Annotated in this window: 24 protein-coding genes and 1 pseudogene; 4 read left to right on the plus strand and 21 right to left on the minus strand. The window is 54.1% G+C overall.

The annotated features are described in order from the left end of the window. Positions 1-550: 550 nt before the first annotated feature. From cydC to U9M73_RS16215, 8 genes are all read right to left on the minus strand, one after another. Positions 551-2,359, minus strand: coding sequence for a thiol reductant ABC exporter subunit CydC (gene cydC / locus U9M73_RS16180; protein ID WP_323078054.1), 1,809 nt, complete (start codon positions 2,357-2,359; stop codon positions 551-553). Further along, positions 2,356-4,092: a thiol reductant ABC exporter subunit CydD gene (gene cydD / locus U9M73_RS16185; RefSeq protein ID WP_323078056.1), complete on the minus strand. Its 1,737-nt coding sequence runs from the start codon at positions 4,090-4,092 to the stop codon at positions 2,356-2,358. The genes cydC and cydD overlap by 4 nt, the downstream gene beginning before the upstream one ends. Continuing rightward, positions 4,092-5,108: a cytochrome d ubiquinol oxidase subunit II gene (gene cydB / locus U9M73_RS16190; protein WP_028539189.1), complete on the minus strand. Its 1,017-nt coding sequence runs from the start codon at positions 5,106-5,108 to the stop codon at positions 4,092-4,094. Before cydB ends, cydD begins: the two co-directional genes overlap by 1 nt. Beyond that, entirely contained in the window at positions 5,095-6,504 is a 1,410-nt protein-coding gene (locus U9M73_RS16195) for a cytochrome ubiquinol oxidase subunit I (protein ID WP_407673943.1), read from the minus strand. The genes cydB and U9M73_RS16195 overlap by 14 nt, the downstream gene beginning before the upstream one ends. Positions 6,505-6,686: 182 nt before the next feature. Continuing rightward, on the minus strand, positions 6,687-6,821 hold the full coding sequence (locus U9M73_RS16200) for a nitrous oxide-stimulated promoter family protein (RefSeq protein WP_323078058.1): 135 nt from the start codon (positions 6,819-6,821) through the stop codon (positions 6,687-6,689). Further along, positions 6,808-8,478, minus strand: coding sequence for a hypothetical protein (locus tag U9M73_RS16205; RefSeq protein WP_323078060.1), 1,671 nt, complete (start codon positions 8,476-8,478; stop codon positions 6,808-6,810). The genes U9M73_RS16200 and U9M73_RS16205 overlap by 14 nt, the downstream gene beginning before the upstream one ends. Before the next feature lie 3 nt (positions 8,479-8,481). After that, entirely contained in the window at positions 8,482-9,270 is a 789-nt protein-coding gene (locus tag U9M73_RS16210; protein WP_397376611.1) for an ABC transporter ATP-binding protein, read from the minus strand. Between the two features lie 135 nt (positions 9,271-9,405). Further along, positions 9,406-10,869, minus strand: a complete 1,464-nt coding sequence (locus U9M73_RS16215) for a catalase (RefSeq protein ID WP_009223644.1) — start codon at positions 10,867-10,869, stop codon at positions 9,406-9,408. 283 nt (positions 10,870-11,152) lie between these two features. On the opposite strand from U9M73_RS16215, the gene U9M73_RS16220 reads away from it, so the two are divergent. Beyond that, a complete protein-coding gene (locus U9M73_RS16220) occupies positions 11,153-11,986 on the plus strand; it encodes an aldo/keto reductase (protein ID WP_009223643.1) in 834 nt (277 codons plus the stop codon). 85 nt (positions 11,987-12,071) lie between these two features. On the opposite strand, the pseudogene U9M73_RS16225 reads toward U9M73_RS16220, so the two are convergent. Then, positions 12,072-12,224, minus strand: a pseudogene (locus tag U9M73_RS16225) (Gfo/Idh/MocA family oxidoreductase); the annotation flags it as partial. Between the two features lie 157 nt (positions 12,225-12,381). Here U9M73_RS16225 and U9M73_RS16230 point away from each other — a divergent pair. Then, positions 12,382-12,510, plus strand: a complete 129-nt coding sequence (locus U9M73_RS16230; protein ID WP_016314269.1) for a DUF4023 family protein — start codon at positions 12,382-12,384, stop codon at positions 12,508-12,510. Positions 12,511-12,593: 83 nt separating this feature from the next. Here the strand turns inward: U9M73_RS16230 and U9M73_RS16235 are convergent, their stop codons facing one another. Further along, entirely contained in the window at positions 12,594-12,779 is a 186-nt protein-coding gene (locus tag U9M73_RS16235) for a hypothetical protein (protein WP_009223642.1), read from the minus strand. 209 nt (positions 12,780-12,988) lie between these two features. Between U9M73_RS16235 and U9M73_RS16240 the strand changes: the two genes are divergently transcribed. Then, positions 12,989-13,498, plus strand: coding sequence for a hypothetical protein (locus tag U9M73_RS16240; protein ID WP_323078065.1), 510 nt, complete (start codon positions 12,989-12,991; stop codon positions 13,496-13,498). Positions 13,499-13,590: 92 nt separating this feature from the next. Here the strand turns inward: U9M73_RS16240 and U9M73_RS22225 are convergent, their stop codons facing one another. From U9M73_RS22225 to menA, 6 genes are all read right to left on the minus strand, one after another. Next, positions 13,591-13,716, minus strand: a complete 126-nt coding sequence (locus U9M73_RS22225; RefSeq protein WP_407673984.1) for an IS3 family transposase — start codon at positions 13,714-13,716, stop codon at positions 13,591-13,593. A gap of 148 nt (positions 13,717-13,864) precedes the next feature. Then, complete coding sequence (locus U9M73_RS16245) at positions 13,865-14,200, minus strand: helix-turn-helix domain-containing protein (protein ID WP_323079150.1); 336 nt, start codon at positions 14,198-14,200, stop codon at positions 13,865-13,867. Between the two features lie 172 nt (positions 14,201-14,372). Continuing rightward, on the minus strand, positions 14,373-15,047 hold the full coding sequence (locus tag U9M73_RS16250) for a hypothetical protein (RefSeq protein ID WP_016314271.1): 675 nt from the start codon (positions 15,045-15,047) through the stop codon (positions 14,373-14,375). Between the two features lie 34 nt (positions 15,048-15,081). Next, entirely contained in the window at positions 15,082-15,234 is a 153-nt protein-coding gene (locus tag U9M73_RS22265; protein ID WP_456094085.1) for a DUF7689 domain-containing protein, read from the minus strand. A 79-nt stretch (positions 15,235-15,313) separates the two neighbouring features. Next, positions 15,314-16,396, minus strand: a complete 1,083-nt coding sequence (locus U9M73_RS16255) for a Gfo/Idh/MocA family protein (RefSeq protein WP_323078068.1) — start codon at positions 16,394-16,396, stop codon at positions 15,314-15,316. 82 nt (positions 16,397-16,478) lie between these two features. Continuing rightward, the gene (gene menA / locus U9M73_RS16260) at positions 16,479-17,426 is read right to left on the minus strand and encodes a 1,4-dihydroxy-2-naphthoate polyprenyltransferase (protein ID WP_260070939.1); all 948 of its coding nucleotides are present in this window, start codon (positions 17,424-17,426) and stop codon (positions 16,479-16,481) included. 283 nt (positions 17,427-17,709) lie between these two features. Between menA and U9M73_RS16265 the strand changes: the two genes are divergently transcribed. After that, the gene (locus tag U9M73_RS16265) at positions 17,710-17,922 is read left to right on the plus strand and encodes a hypothetical protein (protein ID WP_157273311.1); all 213 of its coding nucleotides are present in this window, start codon (positions 17,710-17,712) and stop codon (positions 17,920-17,922) included. A 1-nt stretch (position 17,923) separates the two neighbouring features. Here U9M73_RS16265 and U9M73_RS16270 read toward each other — a convergent pair whose 3' ends face one another. The 5 genes from U9M73_RS16270 to U9M73_RS16290 form a co-directional block, all read right to left on the minus strand. Next, positions 17,924-19,309 (minus strand): diguanylate cyclase, encoded by a 1,386-nt coding sequence (locus U9M73_RS16270; protein WP_260070938.1) that lies wholly within the window; start codon positions 19,307-19,309, stop codon positions 17,924-17,926. A 186-nt stretch (positions 19,310-19,495) separates the two neighbouring features. Continuing rightward, the gene (locus U9M73_RS16275) at positions 19,496-20,053 is read right to left on the minus strand and encodes a hypothetical protein (RefSeq protein WP_009223635.1); all 558 of its coding nucleotides are present in this window, start codon (positions 20,051-20,053) and stop codon (positions 19,496-19,498) included. 147 nt (positions 20,054-20,200) lie between these two features. Continuing rightward, positions 20,201-21,490 (minus strand): NCS2 family permease, encoded by a 1,290-nt coding sequence (locus U9M73_RS16280; protein ID WP_260070937.1) that lies wholly within the window; start codon positions 21,488-21,490, stop codon positions 20,201-20,203. Between the two features lie 101 nt (positions 21,491-21,591). Further along, positions 21,592-22,626 (minus strand): ferrochelatase, encoded by a 1,035-nt coding sequence (gene hemH / locus U9M73_RS16285; RefSeq protein ID WP_323078074.1) that lies wholly within the window; start codon positions 22,624-22,626, stop codon positions 21,592-21,594. Between the two features lie 225 nt (positions 22,627-22,851). After that, positions 22,852-24,348 (minus strand): MDR family MFS transporter, encoded by a 1,497-nt coding sequence (locus U9M73_RS16290; protein ID WP_397376615.1) that lies wholly within the window; start codon positions 24,346-24,348, stop codon positions 22,852-22,854. Positions 24,349-24,520: the final 172 nt, after the last annotated feature.

The raw sequence follows: 24,520 nt of genomic DNA on the forward strand, positions 1-24,520 counted from the left end.
ATGAGACAAGCGGGGCGACAGACGGGCAAAGTGAAGTTGCAGTTACGCAAAGTGAGGCGCTGACAGTAAAGCGAAGCCGCTGATGAGCAAGGTAGGGCCGCATGAGCTGCAGACGAATAAAGTGCGGTGACAAACAACCTAAGTAAAGGCACCAAAACGACCCATGCGAGACACCACGACGCCCCAAGCCAGACTACAAAAACTCCCCAAACACCTCAGACGTTCCAACCAAGGATGCAGGCGACTGAAGTGAAGCGCAAACGCCCTCTAAACGACCCTCCAAATGTAAAAGTACAGTTCATTTCACCCATTTCGACCGAAAAAAGGCGAATGGGATGTAAAAGTGCAGTTCATTTCAACGATTTCGTGGTTCCAGGGCAAAATTAGCCGAAATCAACTGCACTTTTGCAGCTCAAAGGGCTCATCGGCCGGAATTTGGCGGAAATCAAATGTACTTTTGCAGTTCGGACATCTTGCTATACTTTTCTTAAATCTAAAAAACGGCGATGCCGGTTTCCCTTGCATCGCCGCCTTATTTTTAGTATGTGTCTTACTCCTCCGGACAATCCAGCCGGTACAAATTGCGGTACCGCGGTTCACGGGCTAGCAGCTCCGCATGGCTGCCGCGCATCACGATCCGTCCGTGCTCCATGAACACGATCTCGTCCATCTTTTCGGCACCAACAAGGTGGTGCGTCACCCAGATGAGCGACTTGCCCTGCGTCGAGCGAAAGATCGTCGCCAGCAGCTCGCGTTCCGTGCGCGGATCGAGGCCGACGGTTGGCTCATCGAGGATGAGCACAGGCGTATCCTGCAGGAGGATCCGCGCCAGGGCGACGCGCTGCCGTTCGCCGCCGGAGAACCGCTGGCCGGTCTCACGCATCGGCGTGTCCAGCCCCTGCGGCAGCGCCGCAATCAACGGGCCGAGCTGCGCCGCCTGCGCGGCCCGCGCGATCTCCTCGTCCGTAGCCGTAGGCCGGCCGAGCCGGATGTTGTTCGCCACCGTGGTGTCGAACAAGTGGGGGCTTTGATTCAGCACGGAGATGACTTCCGGCATCCGCTCGCCGTAGGCGGCGGCTGGGATGCCGTTAATTTCGACCGTGCCTGCGCTTGGGGCAAGCGCCCCCTGGATCAGCTTCAGCAGCGTCGACTTGCCGGCGCCGCTGCGGCCGATCACCATCACCCGCTTGCCCTGCGGGATGTCCAGCGAGACGCCGTCCACGGAATCGGCGTCTTCCGCGGCGTAGGCGAAGCGGACGCCGCGCAGCCGCACCTCGGCGGTGCGGGAAACTCCGCCCGCCGCAGCCAGCCCAGCGCCGCCGCCCCCGGTCACGCCGGGGCGGATCGGCCCACCCGCTGCGCCTGGACGCGGGCCACCCGCCGCCGCTGGGCTCGCGCTGGCGCTGTCGCCGCCCGAGATCCGGGCGAGCCGGTCCAGCGACACGCGGTATTGCGGCGTGCGCTCCACCGCTTCGGACACCGGCAAGAACGCGTCCGACAGCGGGAACACGATCAGCACAAACGCCGCAATCAGTGTGGCATCGATCCGACCGGCCGCCGCTTCGCCGCCGGCCCAATACACCATCGATACGACGACGAGGCCCACGACGAAGTGGCCGATAAAGCTGCGCCAGCGGGCCCAAGCCCGCAGCTTGCGGTCCTTGCGCGCCACCGCGACCTCATCCTCCGCATAGGAAGCAAGGAACTCCGCCGAACGGCCGCTGATCACCCAATCGCCGATCCCCATGACGGCATCGGTCAGCTTCTGGTACAGCCCGTTCCGTTCTTGCTTGACCTCCTCGTTCGTCCGCTTCGCCAACCGCAGCGAAATGTACGGAAGCACGACGACGAGCACAAGGATATACGCAGCTAACAGCAGTGAAAACGTCACGTCGAACACGCCCATGGCCACGATCACGGCCGCATAGAGGATCAACGCCACTACGCTCGGAAAGACGGTGCGGATATACACGTTCTGCAGCTGCTCAATATCATCGGCAAGGGCGCCAAGAATATCGCCCGTCCGGAATCGGGAGCGGATGAACAAAGCCTGCGGTTCCAGCACGCGATAGAGCCGCACGCGCATTTTCGCCAAAATCCGCAGCACTGTGTCATGTCCAACCAACCGTTCGACATAATGAATCACCGCCCGCCCGATCCCAAACGTGCGAACGCCAACGATCGGTACATACACAAGCAAGATATTATAGGGCTGCAACGCCGATTTCGAGATCAAGAAACCGGAAGTGAACATCAACATCCCGGCGGAAACCAGCGTTAACACGCCCAGAATCAGATATAACGCAAACCGGCCGCTATACAACCGAAAATAAGGCCGAACCCAGGACTCCTGCTTCATTTGATCTCCTCCCGCTGCGCCGCCGCTAACCGATAATAAGCTCCGCGCTTGGCCATCAGCTCGGCATGCGTCCCTGCCTCAGCCACTCGGCCCTGCTCCATGACAACGATCCGATCCATTTCGCGCATCCAGTGCAGCCGATGGGTCGCCAAAATCACCAGCTTCCCTTCAAACAGAGGCAGCATCGTGTTCTTCAGCTCATATTCCGTCTCGATGTCCAAATGCGCCGTCGGTTCATCGAGCAAAATCACCGGCCGCTTACTAAGCAAAGCCCGGGCCAGCGCCACACGCTGCTCCTGACCACCGCTCAATGGACGACCACCGCCGCCAATCCGCTCGTTTAGCCCGCCCGGCAAGCTGCGCACGAGCCCGTCCAGACCGGCTGCCTTCACCGCGCGCTCCACCTCTTCCCGCGTGGCTTCCGGCGCATTAAAGCGGATATTTTCCTCCAAGCTCCCACTGAAAATATACGGTTTCTGCGGGATGTAGGTGATTTGCTCCCGCCAGCCCTGCGCCGTCAAATCCCCCAGTTCGGTGCCGTTCAGCACCAACCGGCCCGAAGTTGGCCGCAGAAAACCGCCAAGCACATCGATCAATGTCGATTTGCCGGCCCCGCTTTCGCCGATGATGCCGATTTTGCCCATGCCGCCCAGCGTCAAGTTCACTTCAGCCAAGGAAGGCCTAGCTTCCTCCTCGTGAACGACGCCAACCCCGCGCAGGCTTAACGTGCTTTCCGGCGTCCACGTCCAGTTCATACCGGCCGGAACCGGTGCCGCCTTCGCCGCCTCCTCATCCGCAGTGGCGATGATCTCGTTCATCGCTTCGCCTGCCGCCTTCCCGTCCTGGGTGGCATGGAAGTCAGCGCCAACCATCCGAACGGGCAGGAAGTACTCCGGCGCCAGAATCAGCACGGTCAAGGCCGGCAACAGCACCATCTCGCCATTCACCAATCGAAGCCCCAAGCTGACCGCCACCGAAGCAACGGATAACATCGTAAAGAAGTCCAAAGCAAACGAGGACAGGAAGGCAACCCGCAACGTCTTCATCGTCGCTGACCGGTAAGCATCGCTGACCCGTTCGATCGACGTGACATGCGATTTGCTGCGTCCCAAGAACTTGAGCGTCTCCAGCCCGCGCAGCGAATCCACGAAGTGGTTCGACAACGTCCGGTACGATTTCAACTGCCGCTCAGTCTGCTTGCGCGCCGCCAGCCCGATCAGGATCATAAAGGCGATCAGAATCGGCATCGTAATCGTCAGGATGATCCCGGATGCCAGGTCGAGCCTATACACATAAGCCAAAATCAAGATCGGGGTGATTCCCGTGGCCAGCATGCGCGGCAGGAACAATTCCAGGTAATTGCGATACTTGGTCACCCCTTCAAGCACCAACGTCACCAAATTCCCGGTTCCCGCGGTCCCGGCAAAACGCGGCCCCAGCTGAAACAACTTCTCCAGCACCCGCTCCCGCAAGCTTCGTCCCGTCTCTTCGGCAAAAGCATACGCTATTTTCTGCTGCATCATGCCGCAGCCCTGACGGACGATAAAAGCAAGCAGGAACAAGCCGGCCCCGCCGGCTTGTTCCTGCAGCTTGGCCCCGGCAAACAGGGCGGAGATCACCTCCGCCAACCATTTGGCCTGCCAGATGATTGCAAAGCTCTGAACGAGGGTCAGCAAGGCCATGATCATCATGACCTGCTTGATCCCCGCGATTTTCATTAATCCGCGTCCCATTAATATTCTAAATGCTCCTTCTCGTGTACGCGTTTATGGAATACGAAATAGCTCCATATTTGATAGCCTAACACGAATGGCAATAAGCTGCATGCGACGATCGTCATGACTTTCAGCGAGTAGTGGCCGGAAGAAGCGGTATCGATCGTTAAGGAGAACGCATCGCTAATCGAGCTGACCATCACCCGTGGGAATAGCCCCACAAATACCGCAGCAATCGACAAAGCGATCATCGCACCGGTCATGCCAAACGCCCAGCCGTCTTTTTGCTTACGAATAAACCAGCCTGCCAGGACAAAAGCAACGACGCCCAGTACAGCCACCAGGCTGATCAGCAAGCCGCGCACTTCAAATACGTCGGTTTCGAAGTACGTCAGCACGCCAAAGATCACGAACAGGGCGGCCAGCGGAATAAGCAGCTTGTGAGCCAGCTTACGGGCACGTTCTTGCAAGCTGCCGGTCGTCCGCAAGGAGGCAAACAGCAGCCCGTGAACGAGGCACAGCATCACAACCGTGATCCCGCCGATCAACGTGTACAGGTTCACCATATCAAACAGTCCGGCCTTCATTTCCATGTCTTCGCCAATCGGCAAGCCCTTCAGCAGGCCGGAGAACACAACGCCCAGCAGGAACGGAGGCAACAGGCTGCCGAGGAAGATCGCCCAGTCCCAGGTGCCTTTCCATTTGCCGCTGTCCACCTTGCCGCGAAACTCAAAGGCAACGCCCCGCGCAATCAAGGCGAGAAGCAAAACGACAAGCGGTGTATAGTAGCCGCTGAACAACGTGGCGTACCAGTTCGGAAAAGCGGCGAACATCGCGCCACCGGCGGTCAGCAGCCAAACTTCGTTCGCATCCCAGAACGGGCCAATCGAGTTGATCAGAACCCGGCGTTCCATATCATTCTTGGCCAAAAACTTGGTGCTCATTCCCACCCCGAAGTCGAAGCCTTCCAAGAAGAAGAACCCCACAAACAACACCGCGACAAGGACAAACCAAAGCTCATTAAGAGACATGATATCCCTCCTTACCAAATGGATCCCCGACCTGATCACGGCTGGTGATGGCGATCTCATTGGGTCCTTTCTTGATCACTTTCACGAACAAGTAAGCCATCACCGCGCCAAGCGCCCCATAAATGAGCGTGAAGGCAATCAGGGAGAACAGAATTTGTCCGCCGGTGACGCTTGGCGATACGCTATCCGCGGTCTGCATCAAGCCAAATACCGTCCATGGCTGACGCCCGATCTCCGTCATAATCCAGCCGGAGGTGTTCGCAATAAACGGCAGCGAAATCGACCACAACATGACACGGTAGAACCAGTTGTTTTTGGGGTTCTCAAGCTTTTTGCGCCATGCCAAATACGTTCCGTACATCCCAAGCACGATCATCAAACAGCCGGCGAGAATCATGATCCGGAAGCTCCAGAAGGTCGTCCGTACCGGAGGAATGTAGTCGCCAGGACCATAAGTTTGTTCATATTCGGCCTGCAGCTCGTGCATGCCTTTAACCTCACCGGAGAACTTACTGTAAGACAGGAAGCTCAGCAGGTAAGGAATTTTGATCTCAAAATTGTTCTTCCCATCGTCCGAATCAATATGGGCATACAGCGTCCAAGGCGCAGGGTCACCCGACTTGCCCCACAGCCCTTCGGAAGCCGCCATTTTCATCGGCTGCGTCTTCACCAGGTACTGCGCTTGTTGGTGACCAAACAACGCCGTGGCGAACGAAGCGATCAAGGCCACGATAATGCCGATCGTAAACGATTTTTTGAAGAACGCCACATCTTGACGTTTCATCAATTTATAAGCGCTGACCCCAGCGATCAAGAAAGCTCCTGTGGCAAAAGCGCCCAACACGGTATGCGGGAATTCCACCCACAATTGCCCGTTGCTGATCAAAGCGAAGAAGTCGTTCATTTCTGCGCGGCCGTTGTTGATCCCGAAACCAACCGGACGTTGCATAAACGAGTTCGCGGCCAAAATCCAGAACGCCGAGACGGTCGTCCCTAAAGCAACTAGCCAAATACACAACAGGTGCACTTTTTTGGACAAACGATCCCAACCGAAGATCCACAGCCCAATAAATGTTGATTCCATAAAGAAGGCAAACAGCGCCTCCACCGCCAGCGGCGCACCAAATACGTCGCCAACAAAGCGAGAGTAATCCGACCAGTTCATCCCGAACTGGAATTCTTGGAGAATCCCCGTCACGACCCCTACCGCAAAGTTGATAAGGAACAGTTTCCCCCAAAACTTGGCCATCCGTTTGTATTCTTCTTTGCCCTTCACGACGTACATCGTTTCCATGATGGCGATCAGCACCACCAGGCCGATGGACAAGGGTACGAAGAAGAAATGGAAAATCGTTGTCACCGCAAACTGAAGGCGAGCAAGCACAATCGGATCCAGCATTTCTTTTCCCCTACTTTCAAATAATTATTATCTAATGTGAATTCTATCACTGATCCATGAAAACGAACGGGGAAAAAGTAATAATTTTGTGACAGAAATCACATGAGAAATGTCACAATTCCGAACATGGCCTGAAACCCGCATCAGATCAACGTTTTTTGAGGGTCGTACAATTTATGACATTACTGTGAATGGCCCTTCTTCACGCCATCGAGGAGGTGCATCAGGGTTAACACCGGGTGCCGCCACAGCATCCGCGGTCCGGCAAAAGCCATCACCCGGCGAATCCGCGGCCCGTTGTTCTTAGTCATTGCCATCCGGTCTTGCCACCTTCTTCGTTCCCTGCGTCCGAAAAGCCAGTCTCCATCCCAGCCATGTCCCTGCGATCATCAGCAGCCCGTAGGCCACAACCCCAAACGGAAGCGACGTTGCAAGCCAATGCAGCAAGCCAAATCCGCCGAGCAGCAGCATCAACCCCATGAAAACAAAGGATTGGTTTTGCTGCCCCGCCGCTTCAAAGGGTTCAGAGAAAGGTAGTCCCTTGCGCATGCATAGGAAACAAAGAATCGCGTAAGCAAACATCGCGAGTCCTGCCACAATCAAGTCAGGGATAATGGACGCTCCGAACAGCACGGCAAAAATCGCCGCCTCCACCACATACAAAGGCAGCATAAGCCGAACCAAGCTCGCCAGCAAGGCCCCTTTGTAAATAGACGCTTCGCTGGTGATCGGGGCGGTCCGGTAGATCCAAGCCGCTTTATATCGGGAGGAGTAACGCAGCATCATGATGAGCGTTGGCAGCATAATCCCGCTAAAATAAATGAACAAATACGAACGGGAACCGGAGATCCCTTCCAAGCCCTGATCGAGTCCGTTCGAGAATAAGAAGATGAAAGGAAACACGATAGAGAAGCCCAGGGAAGGGTACACCTTCAGCTTAAACTCACGCTCCGTTCCCAGCATCGACCAGGTGAAACGGAAAAAGGCGCTCTCCTGCGGCGTGGAGCATAGCCTATCGGAGATTCGGCGCAGCATCTTCCCCGACCGCTGCCCGCTCTTCGCGCTGGGTTCTGCCAGCTTCTGCAGGTTCCGCTCCAACGCCGGCATCAGCTTCAGGTACAGCAGGAACGCGGCCAGCGGAACAACGACGGACAGCACCGCCAGACCGGCATACGTCATACCTTCTCCCGGGTGAAGCAGCGTTTGGAAGGAAGCGCCCACCCATACCGGCGGCACCAGGTACTGCCACCACGCCGGCTTGAAGACGATATCCATCTCCGTGAAGTCGAACAGCCGGACCAACACCTGATAACCTACCGCAATCGTGATTGTCATCCCGATTTGCACGTAATTGATCATATCCTTCAGCTTCTCACCGTCAAAAAACCGCAGCACGACCAAATACAACAGCGCGGTTAACACCACGATCAACAGATCCATCAGGATCAGCTCCAGCAGCATCAGAGCAAAGAACCCGATCCCTTGCCGGAATAATCCGACCGCCAGCGGAATCACCGCAATGGCTCCGGTCAAAAAGAACAAATAAATAAAAATATGTACCGTCTTCGCCATCGTGAGCGTGCGGCGGTTGATCGGCTTCGTCGCCAAAATGCTCCGATCCCGAATATCCAGCAGCACCGAGGAGAAATCGGAGATCATCGAAGTCATGACCATAAACATCATAATGCCGAACAAGATGCTCATCTGAAACAGCAGATTGTCCCCCATCAGCACGAACATCGAGCTAAATCCGCCAAACAGGACGTACAACCACAGCGAGCGCAGAAACTGGTTGCTCTCCGCGGTATCCTGTTTCCGCTTCTGATTTGAACTTTTGGCCAGCGTAGGCTTCCTTCTCGCATCCATCGCCAGCTTTACCTGAACGATTCGGCGCATCACCGAATAATCCACGCCCATCTTCTCGAATGCACCACGGAACCGGTCCAACACTAGCAAGCTCTTCATTTCTTCCATCCGCTACACCTCTTGCACGATCGATACAAGCCGGCTGGCAATATCCTGATGCTCATTAAATCCGGTCAACTGGTTGAAGATCTGTTCCAGCGAACCTTCATGGTTCTGGGCCTTTAACTCGTCAAAGCTGCCGTCGGCCACAATGCGTCCTCCGTCCAGCAGGACGATCCGGCTGCTGATCTTCTCGACCACGTCCATGATATGAGAGGAGTAAAAAATCGCCTTGCCTTGCGACGCCAAGAGAGCAAGCACTTCTTTAACGACCATGACACTGTTGGCGTCAAGCCCGCTCAGCGGCTCGTCCAGGAACAGCACGTCCGGATTATGCAGCAGGCTGGAAATCAGCAGCACCTTTTGCTTCATGCCCTTAGAGAACGTCGAAATTCGGGAGTTAAAAACGTCACCGAGGCCAAATTCCGTCATCATTCGCCGGGATTTCATCTCTGCGTCATCGGCGGATAAGCCGTACAGCTCGCCAATGAAGGTCAAGTATTCACATGCCGTCAACGTATCGTAAAGCTCGGCGATTTCCGGGACGTATCCGATACGCTTCTTGTAGCTAACGTCGCCGTCACCGGGATTTTGGCCAAATACCCGGACCTCGCCTTGATACCCTTCGACCAGGCCTAGCATAATCTTGACGGTCGTGCTCTTGCCCGCCCCGTTGGGCCCGATGTAACCGATAATCTGACCCGGATACACCTCCAAATCCACGCCGTTCAGAACGTGATGTCCCCCATAGCTCATGCGCAAATCCGTCAGCTTAATCACTGGATCCTTTGTTGTCATCATCGATTCAACTCCTTTCTACTGCTCTCATTTTACCATACATTTCCTCACGCCCGCGGCTGAAATCTTCACACAAAAAGGCACCTCCCGATCCCAAAAGGTACGGAAGATGCCTTCTTTATATAAAAGGGATATCGATTATCCCTGAGCATTGGATGGAATAAAGCCACTGATATCTACGCCAAGACCTTGCGCCAGGCGCATGCCGTATTCTTTGTCAGCTCGGAAGAAGTTGCACACCGCGCGCAGCTGAACTTGCTCCGGTGTCTGCTTCAAATCGTTCACCAGGTTGGAGATCAAATGATCCTTCTCCTCAGCCGTAAAGCTCCGGTACAGCTCGCCTGCTTGCGTAAAATCATCTGTTTTGGCGATTCTCTCGCGGCCGATATTTCCGCTGACTGGCACTACGCTGTCACGATAGGCCGGATCTTCCTTCGGGCTGGAGTCGAAGCTGTTCGGCTCGTAATTGATTGGAGACGGATCCTGCTTCACGTTCATGAAGCCGTCCCGCTGATGGTTGCGGACCGGGGCATACGGGCAGTTGATCGGGATTTGCAAATAGTTAGCACCAAGCCGGTAACGCTGGGTATCCGGGTAAGAGAACAACCGGCCTTGCAGCAGCTTATCCTCGGACGGTTCGATGCCAGGTACGAGCACGCTTGGCGAGAACGCCGACTGCTCAACTTCCGCGAAGAAGTTCTGCGGATTACGGTTCAGCGTCATCGTGCCGATTTTGATCAAGGGATAGCTGTCTTCCGGCCATACCTTCGTGGGATCCAGCGGATCGAAGCCCCAACGATCCAGATCCTCCACTGGCATGAGCTGTACATTCAACTCCCACTGCGGGAATTCCCCGCGCGCAATATGGTCGTACAGGTCGCGAGTCGCATGATTGAAATCTCGACCTTGTACTTCTTGAGCTTCCGCCGCCGAGAGGTTCTTTACCCCCTGCTTCGTTTTCCAGGTGTATTTGACGTACGTGATCTTGCCTTCGGCATTGATCCACTTAAATGCATGCACGCCAAAGCCGTCCATCTGGCGGTAATTCGCCGGCGTCCCATAGTCCGAGAACACCCAGGTCATCATATGCGTCGATTCGGTGGACAGAGTCATGAAATCCCAATACCGTGCCGGGTCTTGGATGTTCGTGTCCGGAGCTGGCTTCAGCGAGTGCACCATGTCCGGAAATTTAATCGCGTCGCGGATAAAGAAGACCGGAAGATGGTTACCCACCAAATCGTAGTTGCCTTCCTCCGTATAAAACTTCACCGCAAATCCCCGCGGGTCACGCGCCGTTTCCGGAGAGCCTTGCCCGTGAATGACCGTAGAGAAACGGACGAACACCGGAGTTTCGCGTCCTACCTCCTGCAGGAAATGAGCTTTCGTGAACTCCTTCATGCTGCGCTCGGTAACAAATACCCCATGGGCGCCTGCCCCCCGGGCATGCACGACGCGTTCCGGAATCCGTTCGCGGTCGAAATGGCCCAGCTTCTCCAGCAGATGGTAATCCTCCAACAGTGTAGGGCCGCGCTGCCCTACCGTCCGAGAATTTTGATTATCGCCTACCGGAGCTCCCGTATTCGTTGTCAGCCGGTTATCCATGAAATCATCCCTTTCGATTTATTATTACACTAAGACTTATTCTAAAAACTATAATAAATAGTACCATGCCCCCCCTCTAAACTGCATGAAGGTTCCATGAGGGGTTGATGAAGATTGTTCAGCTGCCTTCTTTTTACCCTCCATTATTGAGAATATGGGAGGACCTGCGTGAGTATGTTAATTCTGTGACATCTGTCGTCTGAAGTCATTTGAAAAATGTACCAATTGATGCTATACTCTCCCTGAAATTAGGAAACATTCACCAAAGAAGGAGCGACGCGTCATGGAATTCATCACTTTAAATAATGGTTTACAGATGCCGCAGCTAGGGTTCGGAGTTTGGCAGGTGCCTGATGAGGAGGCTACGGCCGCAGTCGCCAAGGCGCTGGAGGTAGGTTACACCTCCATCGACACGGCGATGATCTACCGCAACGAGGTGGGGGTCGGCAAGGCGATTAAGCAGTCCGGTATCCCTCGTGAGAAGCTGTTCATCACCACGAAAGTATGGAACAGCGACCAGGGTTACGACAGTACGCTCCGAGCTTATGACGAAAGTCTGGCTAGACTTGGTCTCGATTATGTCGATTTGTACTTGATTCACTGGCCGATGCCAAAAGTCGACCGGTACGTGGAAACCTACAAGGCGTTGGAGAAGCTGTACCGCGATGGACGCGTTAAAGCGATTGGCGTATGCAATTTCGAAATCGAGCATTTGGAGCGTCTGCTGAATGAAACGGAAATTAAGCCGGTGTTGAACCAGGTGGAATGCCATCCGCACCTGACTCAGACCGAATTGAAAGCGTTCTGCGCCAAGCATGATATTTACATCGAAGCCTGGAGCCCGCTGGAGCAAGGCGGTGAGGTGCTGACCGATGCGGTGGTGAAGTCCATCGCCGAAGCCCATGGTAAGACGCCGGCACAGGTTGTCCTCCGCTGGCATCTGCAGAACAATACGATCGTGATCCCGAAATCGGTCACCCCGTCTCGGATTGAGGAGAACTTTAACGTGTTCGACTTCCAGCTGTCGGACGCTGAAATGGAGCAGATTAGCGGCTTGAACCTCAATCGCCGCAAAGGCTCGCATCCGAACGACATGTACGTTGGTAAGCCGGAATAAGGCTTCTGTCCAAATACAAAAACGCGGGTTGCCTGAGCGCTCTCAAGCAAACCCGCGTTTTATTTTTCAAATCTATAACTCGACCGTACATAAACGCTTCTGCCAGCAGGACCCCGGCTTTGTCCGCGGCCGCTGCCATTTCCTCCGCCTTGGCGGCCGTCAACGCCAGCGGCTTCTCGCACAATACATGTTTGCCCGCTTCAGCGGCACGAATCGCCCATTCCTTATGCAAGTGGTTCCGTGGTTGTCCCCTTCATTGTACATGTCCGAAGAAGGCAAGTATAGAGCATCCCGACCTGATGAAAAAGGCATGAACGGGGTATAGTAATCCAGAAGAGTCGGATCTATGTGGATCTGCAACCTACCCTATTTCAAGCAAGGAGACGATCAACCTCATGGAAAATCTGCACGAATTCGTCGAGAAGGTTCACGATCAACAGGAGAAGCAAGCCAAAAACAAAAAGCGCGGGCACGGCAACCCGGCCGGCCAGCTTCCAACCAAGCAGCACGGCACGCAAAAATAACATCAAAGTATCTTAGCTACTTCAAGATGGCATCGCCGAAAAAAGCCGCTCACAATCCTGTGCAGCGGCTTTCGGCTTTCGGCTTATCCCTCGTACTTATCATGGCCGGAAATGTATTCGTTCAGCGTCTCTCCGCCTTCAGTGCTATGGTTCTTGATCGTCGCCAAGCGTCCGTTCTGCGCTTCTCCGCCGTTACCGGTCGTTTGATTCTGCCCGTTGCTGCTGCCGTTTCCGGTGCCCGGCTTGCGATGCTGCTTGTTATTTCCCATGTTGTTCTAACCTCCTCAGTAGGATCTGATGGATGGAAAGGCCGCCCTGCCTGTTCCTTCGGTTAGCGTTTCTTCCCCGGGCTGTTTTTATTCCAAGGCAGGGGAACTGGACTAAAGTCCAGCTCTTGTCTCCCCCAGAGACTGAAGTCTTCTTTCGGCTTTTGTAGTATGCTGATCACAGATAAGTACATAAACAAAGGAGTTTGCGTATGAATTGGAATAAAAAATCATGGATTGGGCCCGTGCTCATCCTGCTAGGCCTCTATCTCTTCTTCTTCCGCAAGGAAGCGATCAGCGCGGGAACGCTGTTCGGCATCTTCTGGCCGACCTTATTTGTCCTTCCGCTCGGTCTGTTCTTCCACTGGTTGTATTTCTCGGTCGTTGGGCGCAAGGCAACCGGGCTGCTCATCCCCGGGGGAATTCTCTTCACCGTCGGGCTCGTCTGTCAACTTTCAACATTATTTGACAGCTGGCAGTACCTGTGGCCCGGCTTCATTCTGGCTCCGGCCGTAGGGTTGTTCGAGTTTTACTGGTTCGGGAACCGCAATAAATACCTGCTGATCCCGATCAACATTTTGACCGTGCTTTCGTTATTGTTCTTCGCCGTCTTCTCGCTGGGCGCGTTGTACAACCGCCTGATCTTCGGCCAACCGTTATTAGCGATTGCCTTGATCGCTATCGGTGCAGGGCTGATGATTGCGCCGAAGCGACGGTCTTAACGCCCCCCCTTCATGCAAAAAAAGCAGAGTGAATCTTCAGGGACTGGGGACTATCCCCGTTTGTGAGACAGGGATCAAAACACCTTTCAAGATTAAACAGCCAGTTGTCGGAAATGAATCGGTGACTGGTTGTTTCCTACACATTTGTGGTTTACCGGACACTTCATCCGGAGCAAAGCAGCGATTTTTCGGTATCCATAGCGATATTTATGCCGGATTCAGAGTTCGCGAATTTTCACTACCATGTGGTTCTCGAGTTTATTTTCTCCCTTGCCTTCAAGCGATAGTAAGTGGCGCGAGGGATTCCGATCCAGGCGCAAGCTTGTTGCACACTCACTTCTCCTCGAATCGACTCAATCCACTCTATTACAATCTTTGACGATGCCCCCTCTCCATCTCGTTGTACTTTTTTAGCAGCTCTAGTTGTTGTTTCAAAAACCGGTTCTCCGCCTTAACCTTCCCTAATTCCGAGGTATGTTCGGGTCCTTTGCCATAGCTGTATTGTTTACCTACTGGCTGCTCTAAACGGTTCTGCTCGCCATTGCGATACCATCTCATCCAAGTTTCCGCTTGTGTCTTATTTCGGATATTTAATTGCTCCATAATTTCCTTCACCGGTGTACCAGACATTTTCATTTCAATTGCCTTCATTTTAACTTCTAGGGGGATAACTAACTCTTGTTCCCAATGAAAAAAAAACACCTCCAAGGTTGTCTCCATATCTTACGACATGGGCGAATTTTCTTGAAGGTGTTTTTATTTGTCCCACACTATGGGGTCAGTCCCTGACTTTCCATCCGAGCGATTTAGTCAAATTACAGCCCCAATAAGTTCTACTTGAAAGGATCACTTACAACCTCAAGTTGGACTATTATTATTTTTTGCTTAAAACATACTCTTTAAGGTCATCAAATTTATCCTTGTTTTCTTTTGCCCATTGTACTATGTCAGTCATTTTCAAGGACTTCGTTTGACTATCCGGAACCAAAGACTGAACTGCTGGGAAAAGTTCAGTTTTACCTGCCTCAAGTTGGTCAATAATAAATGGCACAGCAGGAAGACCCAGTTTTTTTAGAGAAGTAATTTTCTCATCTTCAGTTAATTCAGAATTAGCGATTTTTTCAACTTCTTCAGGAAGTGTCTTAAGTTTTGCCTTCCATTTCTCCGAGAACTTGTCTCCAGTATCCCAAGCTGTACTTTCCTCTTCTTTGAGGTTTACTTTTGTGATTTCTTCGATAGCAACTGAAAAAATGTAATCAAAAAGACCGCTTCCTTCACTTTCATCGATTTTCTTTTCTAAAATTGGAACAGCATCTGTTCCGAGATTTACAATATTTGCATACTCTTCGCTGTTCTTGATGTAATCATAGGGATTACTACTCATGGCTAATTCAGTTTTATTAGTGACTTCCGTTTGTAACTGTTCGGCCAAGCTGTTAAGGTTTTGGTTAATTTGCTTCTCAACGGATGCATTAGCACGTACCGCGTATAAAGAAGAAGTAACAGCAAAACCGAGGGCGAACATTCCAATAAGTAACTTTTTGTTCACTTCGATCACCTCACTATATATTATATACTATTCATTACTTGTATACTTGCAACGCAGATCCGTATATGGAAGATGTGTAAGGGTCCCATCCTAAAGATTGGAGTCTCTCCAATTGGCCCCATTTTGCGTTAGAATAGTTAGTTCCTTCCGCTTTGGAAAAATGAGTCCTGTAGCGGACTTTCACCACCTAGTTATCGCCCATGCCGGGCGCACATGAAAAAAAGCAGAGTGAATCGTCAATGGATTCACCCTGCTTTTTGTTGTTTTTAGATGGCCCAAGGCTGACGCTCGGTCCGCACCGTCTGCCCAGATTGGACTGCCTGCTCCATCATCAAGGACAGGTATTGGTCCTGAGCTGCCTCCGCCAAGCTGTAGAACGAAGGGCCTCCATGTACGTATTGCCCCATCTTCTCCAAGCTGGTGGCGATGGCGATCTCTTCGTCCGTCAGCCGTCCCGGCCGGAACGGGTTTACGTAAACCCATTCGGAGCCGGCCAGCACGCCCTCGTGGTAATACCCCAAAAGGCTGCCGTTCTGGCCGGCATCCACCCGCCGCAGCTGCAGCTCCACCGGGGTGCGGTAATCACGGAGATAGCGGAGCTCGGTGCCGTCGATTTCACCCCGGACGCCGCGCACCAGCACGCGATGACGCCGGATCGGCGAGAAATATTGATCGTAGGTAAAATCGAACAATGCCGTTCGCTCGCCGAACCGCAACAGCGCGATCGTCTGGGACGAGGTGACGATCCGTTCCTCCACTGGCCAGCCTCCGCGGCCGGGGCCTTGAACCAGCGGGGACTGAATCTGCTCCCCTCGGATTTCCGCATCCTCGAATCCCACCCCGAGCAGTTGCCGGATCAGGCTGATGCCGTGGTAGCCGTGCCCCTCCGATACCTGCACGTGCGACACCTCGCCCAGCAGGCCAGACCGCACGACGGCAAGGCGAGCCGCATGCATCGGCTGGAACAGGAACTGCTCGGCCACTTGAATTTTCGCTGCGGATCCCACGCTTGCATAGAGTTGGTGCAGCCCGGCCAGATCGGCCGCCGGCGGCGTCTCCGTCAGAACGGGAATGCCCGCTGCGGCGAGCCGGACCAGATACTCCGGTGTGACCGTACGCGGCAACGACAACACCACAAAGTCGAAGTCCCGCCGCTCCAGGAACGCCTCCCAATGCGACGTGACCGGGACGCCCCAAGTCCGGGCGACTTCCCGGCCTTTTGCTTCGTCCCGCATATAAATGTTGCTAACTCCAAAACGCTTCGGCAGCGCGCGGGCAATGCGCAAATAAAATTCAGCCCGCCAACCGCCGCCGACCATTCCAATCCGCAGCTTGCCCCTATTGTCCATCGTGTCTTTGCTTCCTCCTCAAGTCTGCCAACCCACGCGTCAGGCCCGGATCACATGGATGCCTCGCCGCGGGGTCCCATCGTCAGAAGGGCAGAACGGCGGCGACAACCAACGCGAGAATACGCGCCATATTGGTTAGCAGGAAATTTTGCACCGACAAGCCAAACGTCAATTGCTTGGTTGGCTGCGCGGTAAACGTTCGGATATTTTTTGACACTGGCACCACTGTGAGGAGCACGAGCAGCAGAATAATCGGATGAACCCCCAGGATCGCCAGTACGATGACATCTACATAGGCCGCATAATAGAGCAACTTAAACAACATCAGCGCCGGCCCTTTTCCAATGTAGATCGGTAAGGTGTAGCGTTTGTTGTCGATATCCTCTTCCATATCGCAAATATTGTTGGCCAGCATGATGTTGGCAATGCCAAGAATCGCCGGTATGGAGATGAGAAATACCAGCAGCGTCTCCAGCAAATGAACTTGGAGAACTACCGTACCGCCCTGCAGTGTCAGTGAAGCCAAGCGGTCGCCCGCGTGGATGTAAGCCGATACAAATATAATAACAAATCCCATGAACAGTCCGGAAAAAATTTCGCCCAGCGGCATCCGAGAAATCGGAATCGGCCCAAAAGAATACAAGATGCCGACCGCAAACGACAACGCGCCAAGCAACAGCAGCAGCCACCCGGTCTGAAGGAAGAGCAGCACTCCCGCGGTCACCGCGATCATGAACAACAAAATAATCAGTGCTAGCACCGCGGCCGGATTCATGCCGTATTTTACGATGGCATTGTGTTTTTCGTAGCCGTAGCCGTGCTTGCGGTTCGCTTTTTTGTAATCCACATAGTTGTTGATCGCCGTCGTGGTCATGTCGAAGCTGAGCAAGGAAATCAGCATGAGCACAAAATGCCAAGGCTCAAACACATGGAACCGATAGACAGCATAGACCGTGCCGAACAGAAGCGGAATCATACTTGCGGCCTTCGTCTGGATTTCCACCAGCTTGAGAAATTTGGTGATCGCCATTCTCCATCATCCTCTTTTTATCTCGTTAAAAAGAAGATATCTTACTTTTGAAATAATGGCTGTTGGATATGTCCTTGACAAAGGGCATTAGGCTAGAATTCGCAAGCCGATGTATTCGATTCGTTTGCCATGACCTGACGGCTTAAGCTAAAATGCAAGTAAGTTGTACCAAAACCGTAGAAGAGGGGTTCGCGTATTGTCCATGTTCTCCACAGAAGACCTGATTGGATCTTTGATCTTTCTCCTTATCCTCACTGTGATCGCCGTTTGGAATTTGCGGAAAATGAGTTCCGGAGCGTACGATCTCAAGGCGCTGCGCAAACGCGGCCTGGTGTGGACCGAGGTGGCGGTCGCCTTGTTCCTGCTGCAGCTGCTGCTGCGCAAGGGAGACAACCGCTTTCTATTGGTCCTTGGCATGGTGGTCTTGTTTGCGGCAAGCCAGTGGCTCGGAGCTATCTATTTGGAGCGGAAAGAAAACAGAGGGGAGAAGAAATAAGTCAGCTGGGCAGCGGCGTGCTTGGTTCAGCGGTCATCCGGATCGAATCGCCGCCCCGCTTGACGTCATACATCGTTGCATCGGCGAGCCGAAGCATATCCTCTAAGCTGGCGTTCCCGTCCGGCGACAGGCTGATGCCAATGCTGGCCGAGATGCTGATGCGCATTCCCCGATACACATAACCTTCAGCCAGGCTGGATCGAATGCGGTCCAGCACTTTTAATACCCCGTCCTCCTGCAAGTTCACCAGCAGGATCACGAATTCATCCCCGCCCAAACGGCAAACCATATCCTGTGCCCGGACCAGGGAAACCAGCCGGCCTGCGATATGCTTCAACAATTCATCCCCGGCTTCATGGCCGTATGTATCGTTCACTTCCTTGAAATTGTCCAGATCCAGGAACATCAGTGCGACCGGCTCTCCTCGCCCCTGTGTTTCTTCGTATTTCGCATTAAATTTTGCCCGATTGGCAAGTCCAGTCAGCTCGTCATGATAGGCCAAGAATTGAATCTTTTCCTCTAGCTGCTTCCGTTCCGTAATTTCAATAATGACTCCTTCCAGCCTTACGAGGTGCCCGTGCGCGTTGAAATACGGTCGTGCCCGGTTCTGGAGCCATTTGATTTCGCCGTCCGGCCGAACGATGCGGCATTCCTTCACGGAGTTGGTTTTTTGGAGAATGAGTTCATGCTGGATCTCGAAGAATAGCTTTAAGTCCTCAGGGTAAACGATCTCCTGCACCTGCTTCCCCTTCAAACTCTCGCTCGAATATCCGGTAATTTGCTCGAACCCGGCAGAAACCTCCAACTCCATTGTACTGAGATCATAAGTCCAGACCCCAACGGATACGCTTTCAAGGATATCGTTCAATTGCTGTTTGCCACTTTCGGCGCGCGGCGTCCACATCTTCGTGGTCAACACATAGATCAAGCAAAACGATAGAATAAACAGGCCGTATACCAGAAAAAAAGCAGCGTCGGCGCGTTCCAGCTTACCGGTCAGCAGCGCCCCGCGGTCTGCGAGCGCGAAATACAGCATCGACAGGAGATGAAGTGCACCTGCCACAGCGACCGCAAGATAATGATGATACATCAAGCTGAGGAGCGGAAGCAGCCCCAGGAATATATAACTGGTCACGGACAAATCCGTGAATACCATAACATTGAGGTAAATGAACAGCATCACAAGCGTTAAAATCATCGTAAGACGCGGCCAGCGGCGTCTGATAACAAATCCGGCCAGCACCAAGAGCAGGGAAGCGCCCAAGATCGGTTGCGCCACTTCGACATGCCGATGGACAAGCATTTGCAGCACACTGGCAACGACAAACAAGCCGACAAGCAATTTTAACATCCAGATGTTTTTGTTATGAATTTGGTGGGCGTTCATCCGTTCTCCCCCCTTGAAGTGAGGCTCATCCTAATGGCGCAATAGGAAATTTTAGGTACAAAGAACTATGTCTAAGGAAATATTATACTACAACTGCAAAATTGTGCTACACGATTTTATCAGCAACACCCAAATGAAAAAGCCGGAGTGAACGCTCCGACTTTGGTCTAATGCATATGCAGGATTTCACGGCACATATTGCTGCACGATCCGGACGGCCTTGCCATCCTTCAGCGTGAGATGATACGGGAATTGGCTGAGATCCAGCAGATCCGTGTTTTGGAATAACTTGCTGAATTTCTGTAAGGTTACGGTTTCATTTGCCCTAATTTCGATATCCTCCGGCTTGCCGGTCCGGTCATAAATTTGCAGCACAACTTCAGCATCCGTAGAAACCGGATAAGTCACCGATTCCTCCGTCTCATTTACGATATAATAACCGTCCGGCGGTCCGTCAATCCCGGCATCCGGTTCGCGTTCTGCGAAGATCGCCGCCGCCTCATCCCCCTGATACCACAAGATCGGGTCCGCCGTGAGAACTGCCCCGTCAGAGCCAAGCTTCACAGCGTTCAAGTATACCGTGACCGTATCGGGGAACTTAAGCTCCGCCGTTCCAACGGCCGACGTCTTGGCTCCCGTTCCCGCTCCCGGAAGGAATCCGAAGGACGACGGCGCATGGGCATCCAGCCCGGGCAACATTACAATGAGCGCCAGGGGGAGCAGCGCTGTAAACCAATTTTTCATGTCAGGTCCGCCTTTCTATGTCAGCACATCCAGCGAATTACCGCCTCAGGATTTCCATTGTATGGCTTACAGGTTCATTATATGACGGCCTACCGAAAAAAGGGTCTCACCCAGGTTAAAACGGGTAACAAAATCTTCTTCAATTTCCTAATGCGCCGGGAAAAAGGCCAGCTGAATCACGAAGATCACGCCAAACACGTAAAGCAGCGGATGAACCTCCCGCCCTTTGCCGCTGACCAGCTTCATCACAGGATACGTGATGAACCCGACGGCGATCCCGGTGGCGATGCTGGCGGTGAGCGGCATCATGAGCAGGATGGCGAAGGCCGGAAACGCCTCGTCGAACGATTTCCACTGAATCCGGGCCAGCCCTTCCATCATAAAGCAGCCGACGATGATCAAGGCGGGTGCGGTGATGGCCGGAAGACCAGAGATGGCTCCCACCAGCGGCGAGATGAACATCGACAGCAGGAACAGTCCGGCGACGACGAGCGATGTTAGGCCGGTGCGGCCGCCCGCAGCCACGCCGGTCGTCGACTCGATGTAGGCGGTCGTAGGGCTTGTACCAAACATCGAGCCGATGGTGGTTGCCGTCGCATCTGCGAGCAGCGCGGCCTTGGCCCGGGGAAGCTCGCCGTTCTTCATCGCGCCGGTTTGTTCAGTAACGCCAATCAGCGTGCCGGTCGTGTCGAACAACGTGACGAGCAGAAATGCGAATACGGTTGTATACAGCCCTTGGCTAAAGACGCCGGACAAATCCAGATCGAAGAAGACCGGTGCCGGCGGGACGGATACGAAGCCGTCCAATTTCAGCTGGCCAGTGAAATAACCAAGCACCGCGGTCAGCGCCATGCCGATAAACAGCGCGCCGGGAACACGGCGGGCCATCAGCACCAGCGTGACAAAGACGCCAAACAAGGTCAGCAAAGTCACCGAGCGGTGCAAATCGCCAAACGTCACCAGGTTGTCGGGATTCGCCACGACGATACCGGACATTTTTAGCCCCAAAAAGGCGATGAATAACCCGATACCTGCGGTAATACCGAATTTCAGCGAATCAGGAATGGCGCGGATCAGCGCTTCCCGCAGCCGGGTGAAGCTCAGCAGCAGAAACAGTACCCCGGCAAAAAACACCGTACCCAGCACTGTCTGATAAGACAACCCGGTGCTGGCGACAACGCTCGTAAAGTAGGCGTTTAACCCCATGCCGGGTGCGATGGCGATCGGATGCCCGGCGAACAGCGCCATAAACAGCGTGCCGATGACCGCCGCAATCACCGTAGCCATAAACACCTGATCAAACGGAACCCCCGCAGCGCTAAGCACCGCGGGGTTTACGACCAGGATGTAGGCCATCGCCAGAAAGGTGGTTAACCCAGCGAACAGCTCGGTTCGAATGGTCGTTCCATGTTCCTTCAACTTAAAAAACCGTTCCATATAAACTGATGCCCCTTCCTTATGTACTTTCTTGTTGTCAGTATAGCCATTTCGGGAAGTTGTCTTCCCTTGGAAAGCTTGCGGCTTCAGGCCGCGTTCAATTAGTCGTCGATCCAGCCCTTCGTTTGGGTCCGGACAACCTCCGCGAGGACGTCCAGCCAATCCGGCTGATCGTTTAAACAGGGGGCGACCGTAAATCCATCATCGCCCACGGTGCCGCCGCATCGGGCAATGAACTCCTCTTTCGCCTCAATCCCCAGTTCATACAACGTCTCCAGACAGTCGGTGACGAATCCGGGGGTAAACACCAACGGCCGTTTCACGCCGCGGTCGGCCAAGCGCTGCAGCTGCTCTGCCGTGGAGGGTCCAAGCCACGTCTCCGGACCAAACCGCGATTGGTACGCGATATCCCATTGCTCAGGCGTCCAGCCCATCGCCTCCGCCAAGAGGCGCGCGGTTTCGCGGCACTGCTCCGGGTACGGGTCGCCGCCGTCGGCATACCGCTGCGGGATACCGTGAAAGCTCAGCAGGAAGTGATCCGGCGGCTGCGGCAGGCGCTGCAGCAGTGCGGTTAGATGCGTCTGCATCGCGCGAATATAGCCGGGATGGTCGAAGAAGGCGCCCGCCAGGCGAAGCTCCGGCACAAAGCGCTTCGCGGATGAACCCGAGCGCCGGTCCTTGCCGAGGGCGGCAAAGCAAGCCGCATCATAAATGGCGGCGGTGGTCGTGGACGAGTACTGCGGATACAGCGGCAACACGAGGATACGGTCCACCCCCGCTGCTTCCAGGCGGCTTACCGCCTGGGCGATGTCCGGTTCGCTGTAGGCGAAGCCCAGCTCAACCTTATAGCGCTCGCCAAGGCGCTGCTGCAGGCCGCTTTGCTGCCGGCGCGAGATCGCCAGCAGGGGCGAACCCTCCTCGCCCCAAATGCGGGCATACAGCCGGGCCGAGCGCTTGGGGCGAACGGCCAGGATCACGCCGCGCAGCAGCGGCTGCCACAGCAGCGGCGGGTAATCGATCACGCGCCGGTCGGATAGAAAACGGCGCAAAAAGGGCCGCACCGCCTTGGCCGTCGGCTCCGCCGGCGTGCCGACCTGCGCCAGCAGCACACCGATCATACGGGATGAAATAGGCACGAAAAACTCACTCCGTTCATCTTGGTTCTTGCCTGCTCCCCATTTGCAGGTAAGCAATAATCCCCTATTCCATCATCCCTGTTAGTTGCCGGATGATCAATCGAAATCCTCAAGTTTTCCAGAATGTTCACATTTGGTAAACGCAACAAACCGGTCCGATGGAAGCTTGCCACCGAACCGGTCTTTGCCCGTCTGGAGCATAGACGGCCTTTGAATTCCTTAGGATTAACGCGATTCCGGTTGAACCTCCGGCTTAAACTCCGGATGGCTGCCCGCAGCTGCCTGCGTTTCCTCCGGCGCGTAGGTGCGGCGCAAGAACAAGCCGATCAACAACGCCACCACGCCAACGTACATCGAAATGGTAAAGGCTTGGTGCATGCCGGACACCAGCGCGTTCCCCAGCTCGGCCGGATCCTGCGGATTTGCCGAAGCCTTCAGGTAACGCTCTTGGCCATGCGAGAAGATGCTGATGAACAGCGCGGTACCAATCGCGCCTGACACCTGCTGCAGCGTGTTCATGATCGCGGTGCCATGCGGATATAAGTTGCGAGGCAGCTGATTCAGCCCCGTCGTTTGCCCCGGCATCATCACCAAGGAAATCCCGATCAATAACGTGATATGCAAGGCGATGACCTCACCGGTCGAGCTGTCCGTCGACAAGCCGCGCATGAACCACAAGGTGGCGATAACGATGATGAGCCCCGGCGCGATCAGCGCGCGCGGACCGAATTTATCGAACAGCCGCCCCGCCACCGGCGACATCAGACCGTTGATTACCCCGCCGGGAAGCAAGACGAGACCGGCTGCGAACGGTGCCAACAGCAGTGCGCCCTGCAGGTACATCGGCAGGATAATCAGCGTCGAGAACAAGGTCATCATCATGACCATGAGCAGCATCGCCGACAAGGTGAACATCGGGTATTTAAAGACGCGGACGTCCAAGGTCGGCTCAGAGACCCGCAGCTGCCGCCAAACGAACAAGATTAAAGCGATAAATCCGACGACCAGGCAAGTGTAGACGACAGGACTCGACCAGCCTTCACCTTCGCCCGCGTGGCTAAACCCGTATACGATGCCGCCGAAGCCAATCGTCGACAGCAGAATGGACAGCAGATCCACCCGCGGTTTCGTCAATACCGACACGTTCCGCAAATACAGCGCTCCGTAGACGATGGATAATACCGCGAGCGGAATCACCAGATAGAACAGCCAACGCCAATCCAACACATCCAGAATCAGGCCGGACAGGGTAGGACCAATCGCCGGACCAAACATGATGACCAGGCCGATCGTACCCATGGCCGCGCCTCTTTTTTCCGGAGGATAGATCGTCAGAATGGTATTCATCATCACCGGAAGCAGCAGCCCTGTTCCAATCGCCTGAATGATCCGACCGAGAAGCAGCACGCCAAACGAAGGCGCAATACCGCAAACGACCGTTCCGACCAGGAACAGAATCATCGCCGACAGGAACATCTGCCTCGTCGTAAACCATTGAATCAACAGCGCCGTAATCGGCACCAGAATCCCAATCACTAACATATAAGAAGTAGAAAGCCATTGTATCGTCGAAGGCCCCACGTGTAGCTCTTGCATCAAGTCAGTGTAGGCCACATTCAGCAAGGTTTCATTTAATATGGACACAAAGGCCCCGATGACCAGGGCTATTGTAATTGGTAAACGCCTGATCCCTTCCACACCGGCGCCTTGAGCCGATGACATCGTTGATGTATTCATTTGTAGGGTTACCTCCATCTTCTCCTATTTTTGGACTTTGCGTCTCTCTCTAGGTTTCATATATATGAATAAGGCAAAGCATGCCTTGGGGTTCGTGCTGGCGACTGAATAGACCGTTCTATATATAAAATTTAAAATAAAGGGGCGCGATCTCGCT

Source organism: Paenibacillus phoenicis (genome assembly GCF_034718895.1).
Lineage (GTDB): Bacteria > Bacillota > Bacilli > Paenibacillales > Paenibacillaceae > Fontibacillus > Fontibacillus phoenicis.

Excerpts from the sequence above, each read along its gene's own strand:
- U9M73_RS16205 (WP_323078060.1), bottom strand. The coding sequence starts at position 8,478 with ATGGAAGAAATGAAGAGCTTGCTAGTGTTGGACCGGTTCCGTGGTGCA.
- menA (WP_260070939.1), bottom strand. The coding sequence starts at position 17,426 with ATGGCGATCACCAAATTTCTCAAGCTGGTGGAAATCCAGACGAAGGCC.
- U9M73_RS16240 (WP_323078065.1), top strand. The coding sequence starts at position 12,989 with ATGAATTGGAATAAAAAATCATGGATTGGGCCCGTGCTCATCCTGCTA.
- U9M73_RS16265 (WP_157273311.1), top strand. The coding sequence starts at position 17,710 with ATGAGTTCCGGAGCGTACGATCTCAAGGCGCTGCGCAAACGCGGCCTG.
- cydD (WP_323078056.1), bottom strand. The coding sequence starts at position 4,092 with ATGGGACGCGGATTAATGAAAATCGCGGGGATCAAGCAGGTCATGATG.
- U9M73_RS16210 (WP_397376611.1), bottom strand. The coding sequence starts at position 9,270 with ATGATGACAACAAAGGATCCAGTGATTAAGCTGACGGATTTGCGCATG.
- U9M73_RS16270 (WP_260070938.1), bottom strand. The coding sequence starts at position 19,309 with ATGAACGCCCACCAAATTCATAACAAAAACATCTGGATGTTAAAATTG.
- U9M73_RS16235 (WP_009223642.1), bottom strand. The coding sequence starts at position 12,779 with ATGGGAAATAACAAGCAGCATCGCAAGCCGGGCACCGGAAACGGCAGC.
- U9M73_RS16215 (WP_009223644.1), bottom strand. The coding sequence starts at position 10,869 with ATGGATAACCGGCTGACAACGAATACGGGAGCTCCGGTAGGCGATAAT.
- U9M73_RS16290 (WP_397376615.1), bottom strand. The coding sequence starts at position 24,348 with ATGTCATCGGCTCAAGGCGCCGGTGTGGAAGGGATCAGGCGTTTACCA.
- U9M73_RS16200 (WP_323078058.1), bottom strand. The coding sequence starts at position 6,821 with ATGGCAATGACTAAGAACAACGGGCCGCGGATTCGCCGGGTGATGGCT.
- U9M73_RS16220 (WP_009223643.1), top strand. The coding sequence starts at position 11,153 with ATGGAATTCATCACTTTAAATAATGGTTTACAGATGCCGCAGCTAGGG.
- U9M73_RS16280 (WP_260070937.1), bottom strand. The coding sequence starts at position 21,490 with ATGGAACGGTTTTTTAAGTTGAAGGAACATGGAACGACCATTCGAACC.
- U9M73_RS16255 (WP_323078068.1), bottom strand. The coding sequence starts at position 16,396 with ATGGACAATAGGGGCAAGCTGCGGATTGGAATGGTCGGCGGCGGTTGG.
- U9M73_RS16275 (WP_009223635.1), bottom strand. The coding sequence starts at position 20,053 with ATGAAAAATTGGTTTACAGCGCTGCTCCCCCTGGCGCTCATTGTAATG.
- cydC (WP_323078054.1), bottom strand. The coding sequence starts at position 2,359 with ATGAAGCAGGAGTCCTGGGTTCGGCCTTATTTTCGGTTGTATAGCGGC.
- U9M73_RS16230 (WP_016314269.1), top strand. The coding sequence starts at position 12,382 with ATGGAAAATCTGCACGAATTCGTCGAGAAGGTTCACGATCAACAGGAG.
- U9M73_RS16195 (WP_407673943.1), bottom strand. The coding sequence starts at position 6,504 with ATGCTGGATCCGATTGTGCTTGCTCGCCTTCAGTTTGCGGTGACAACG.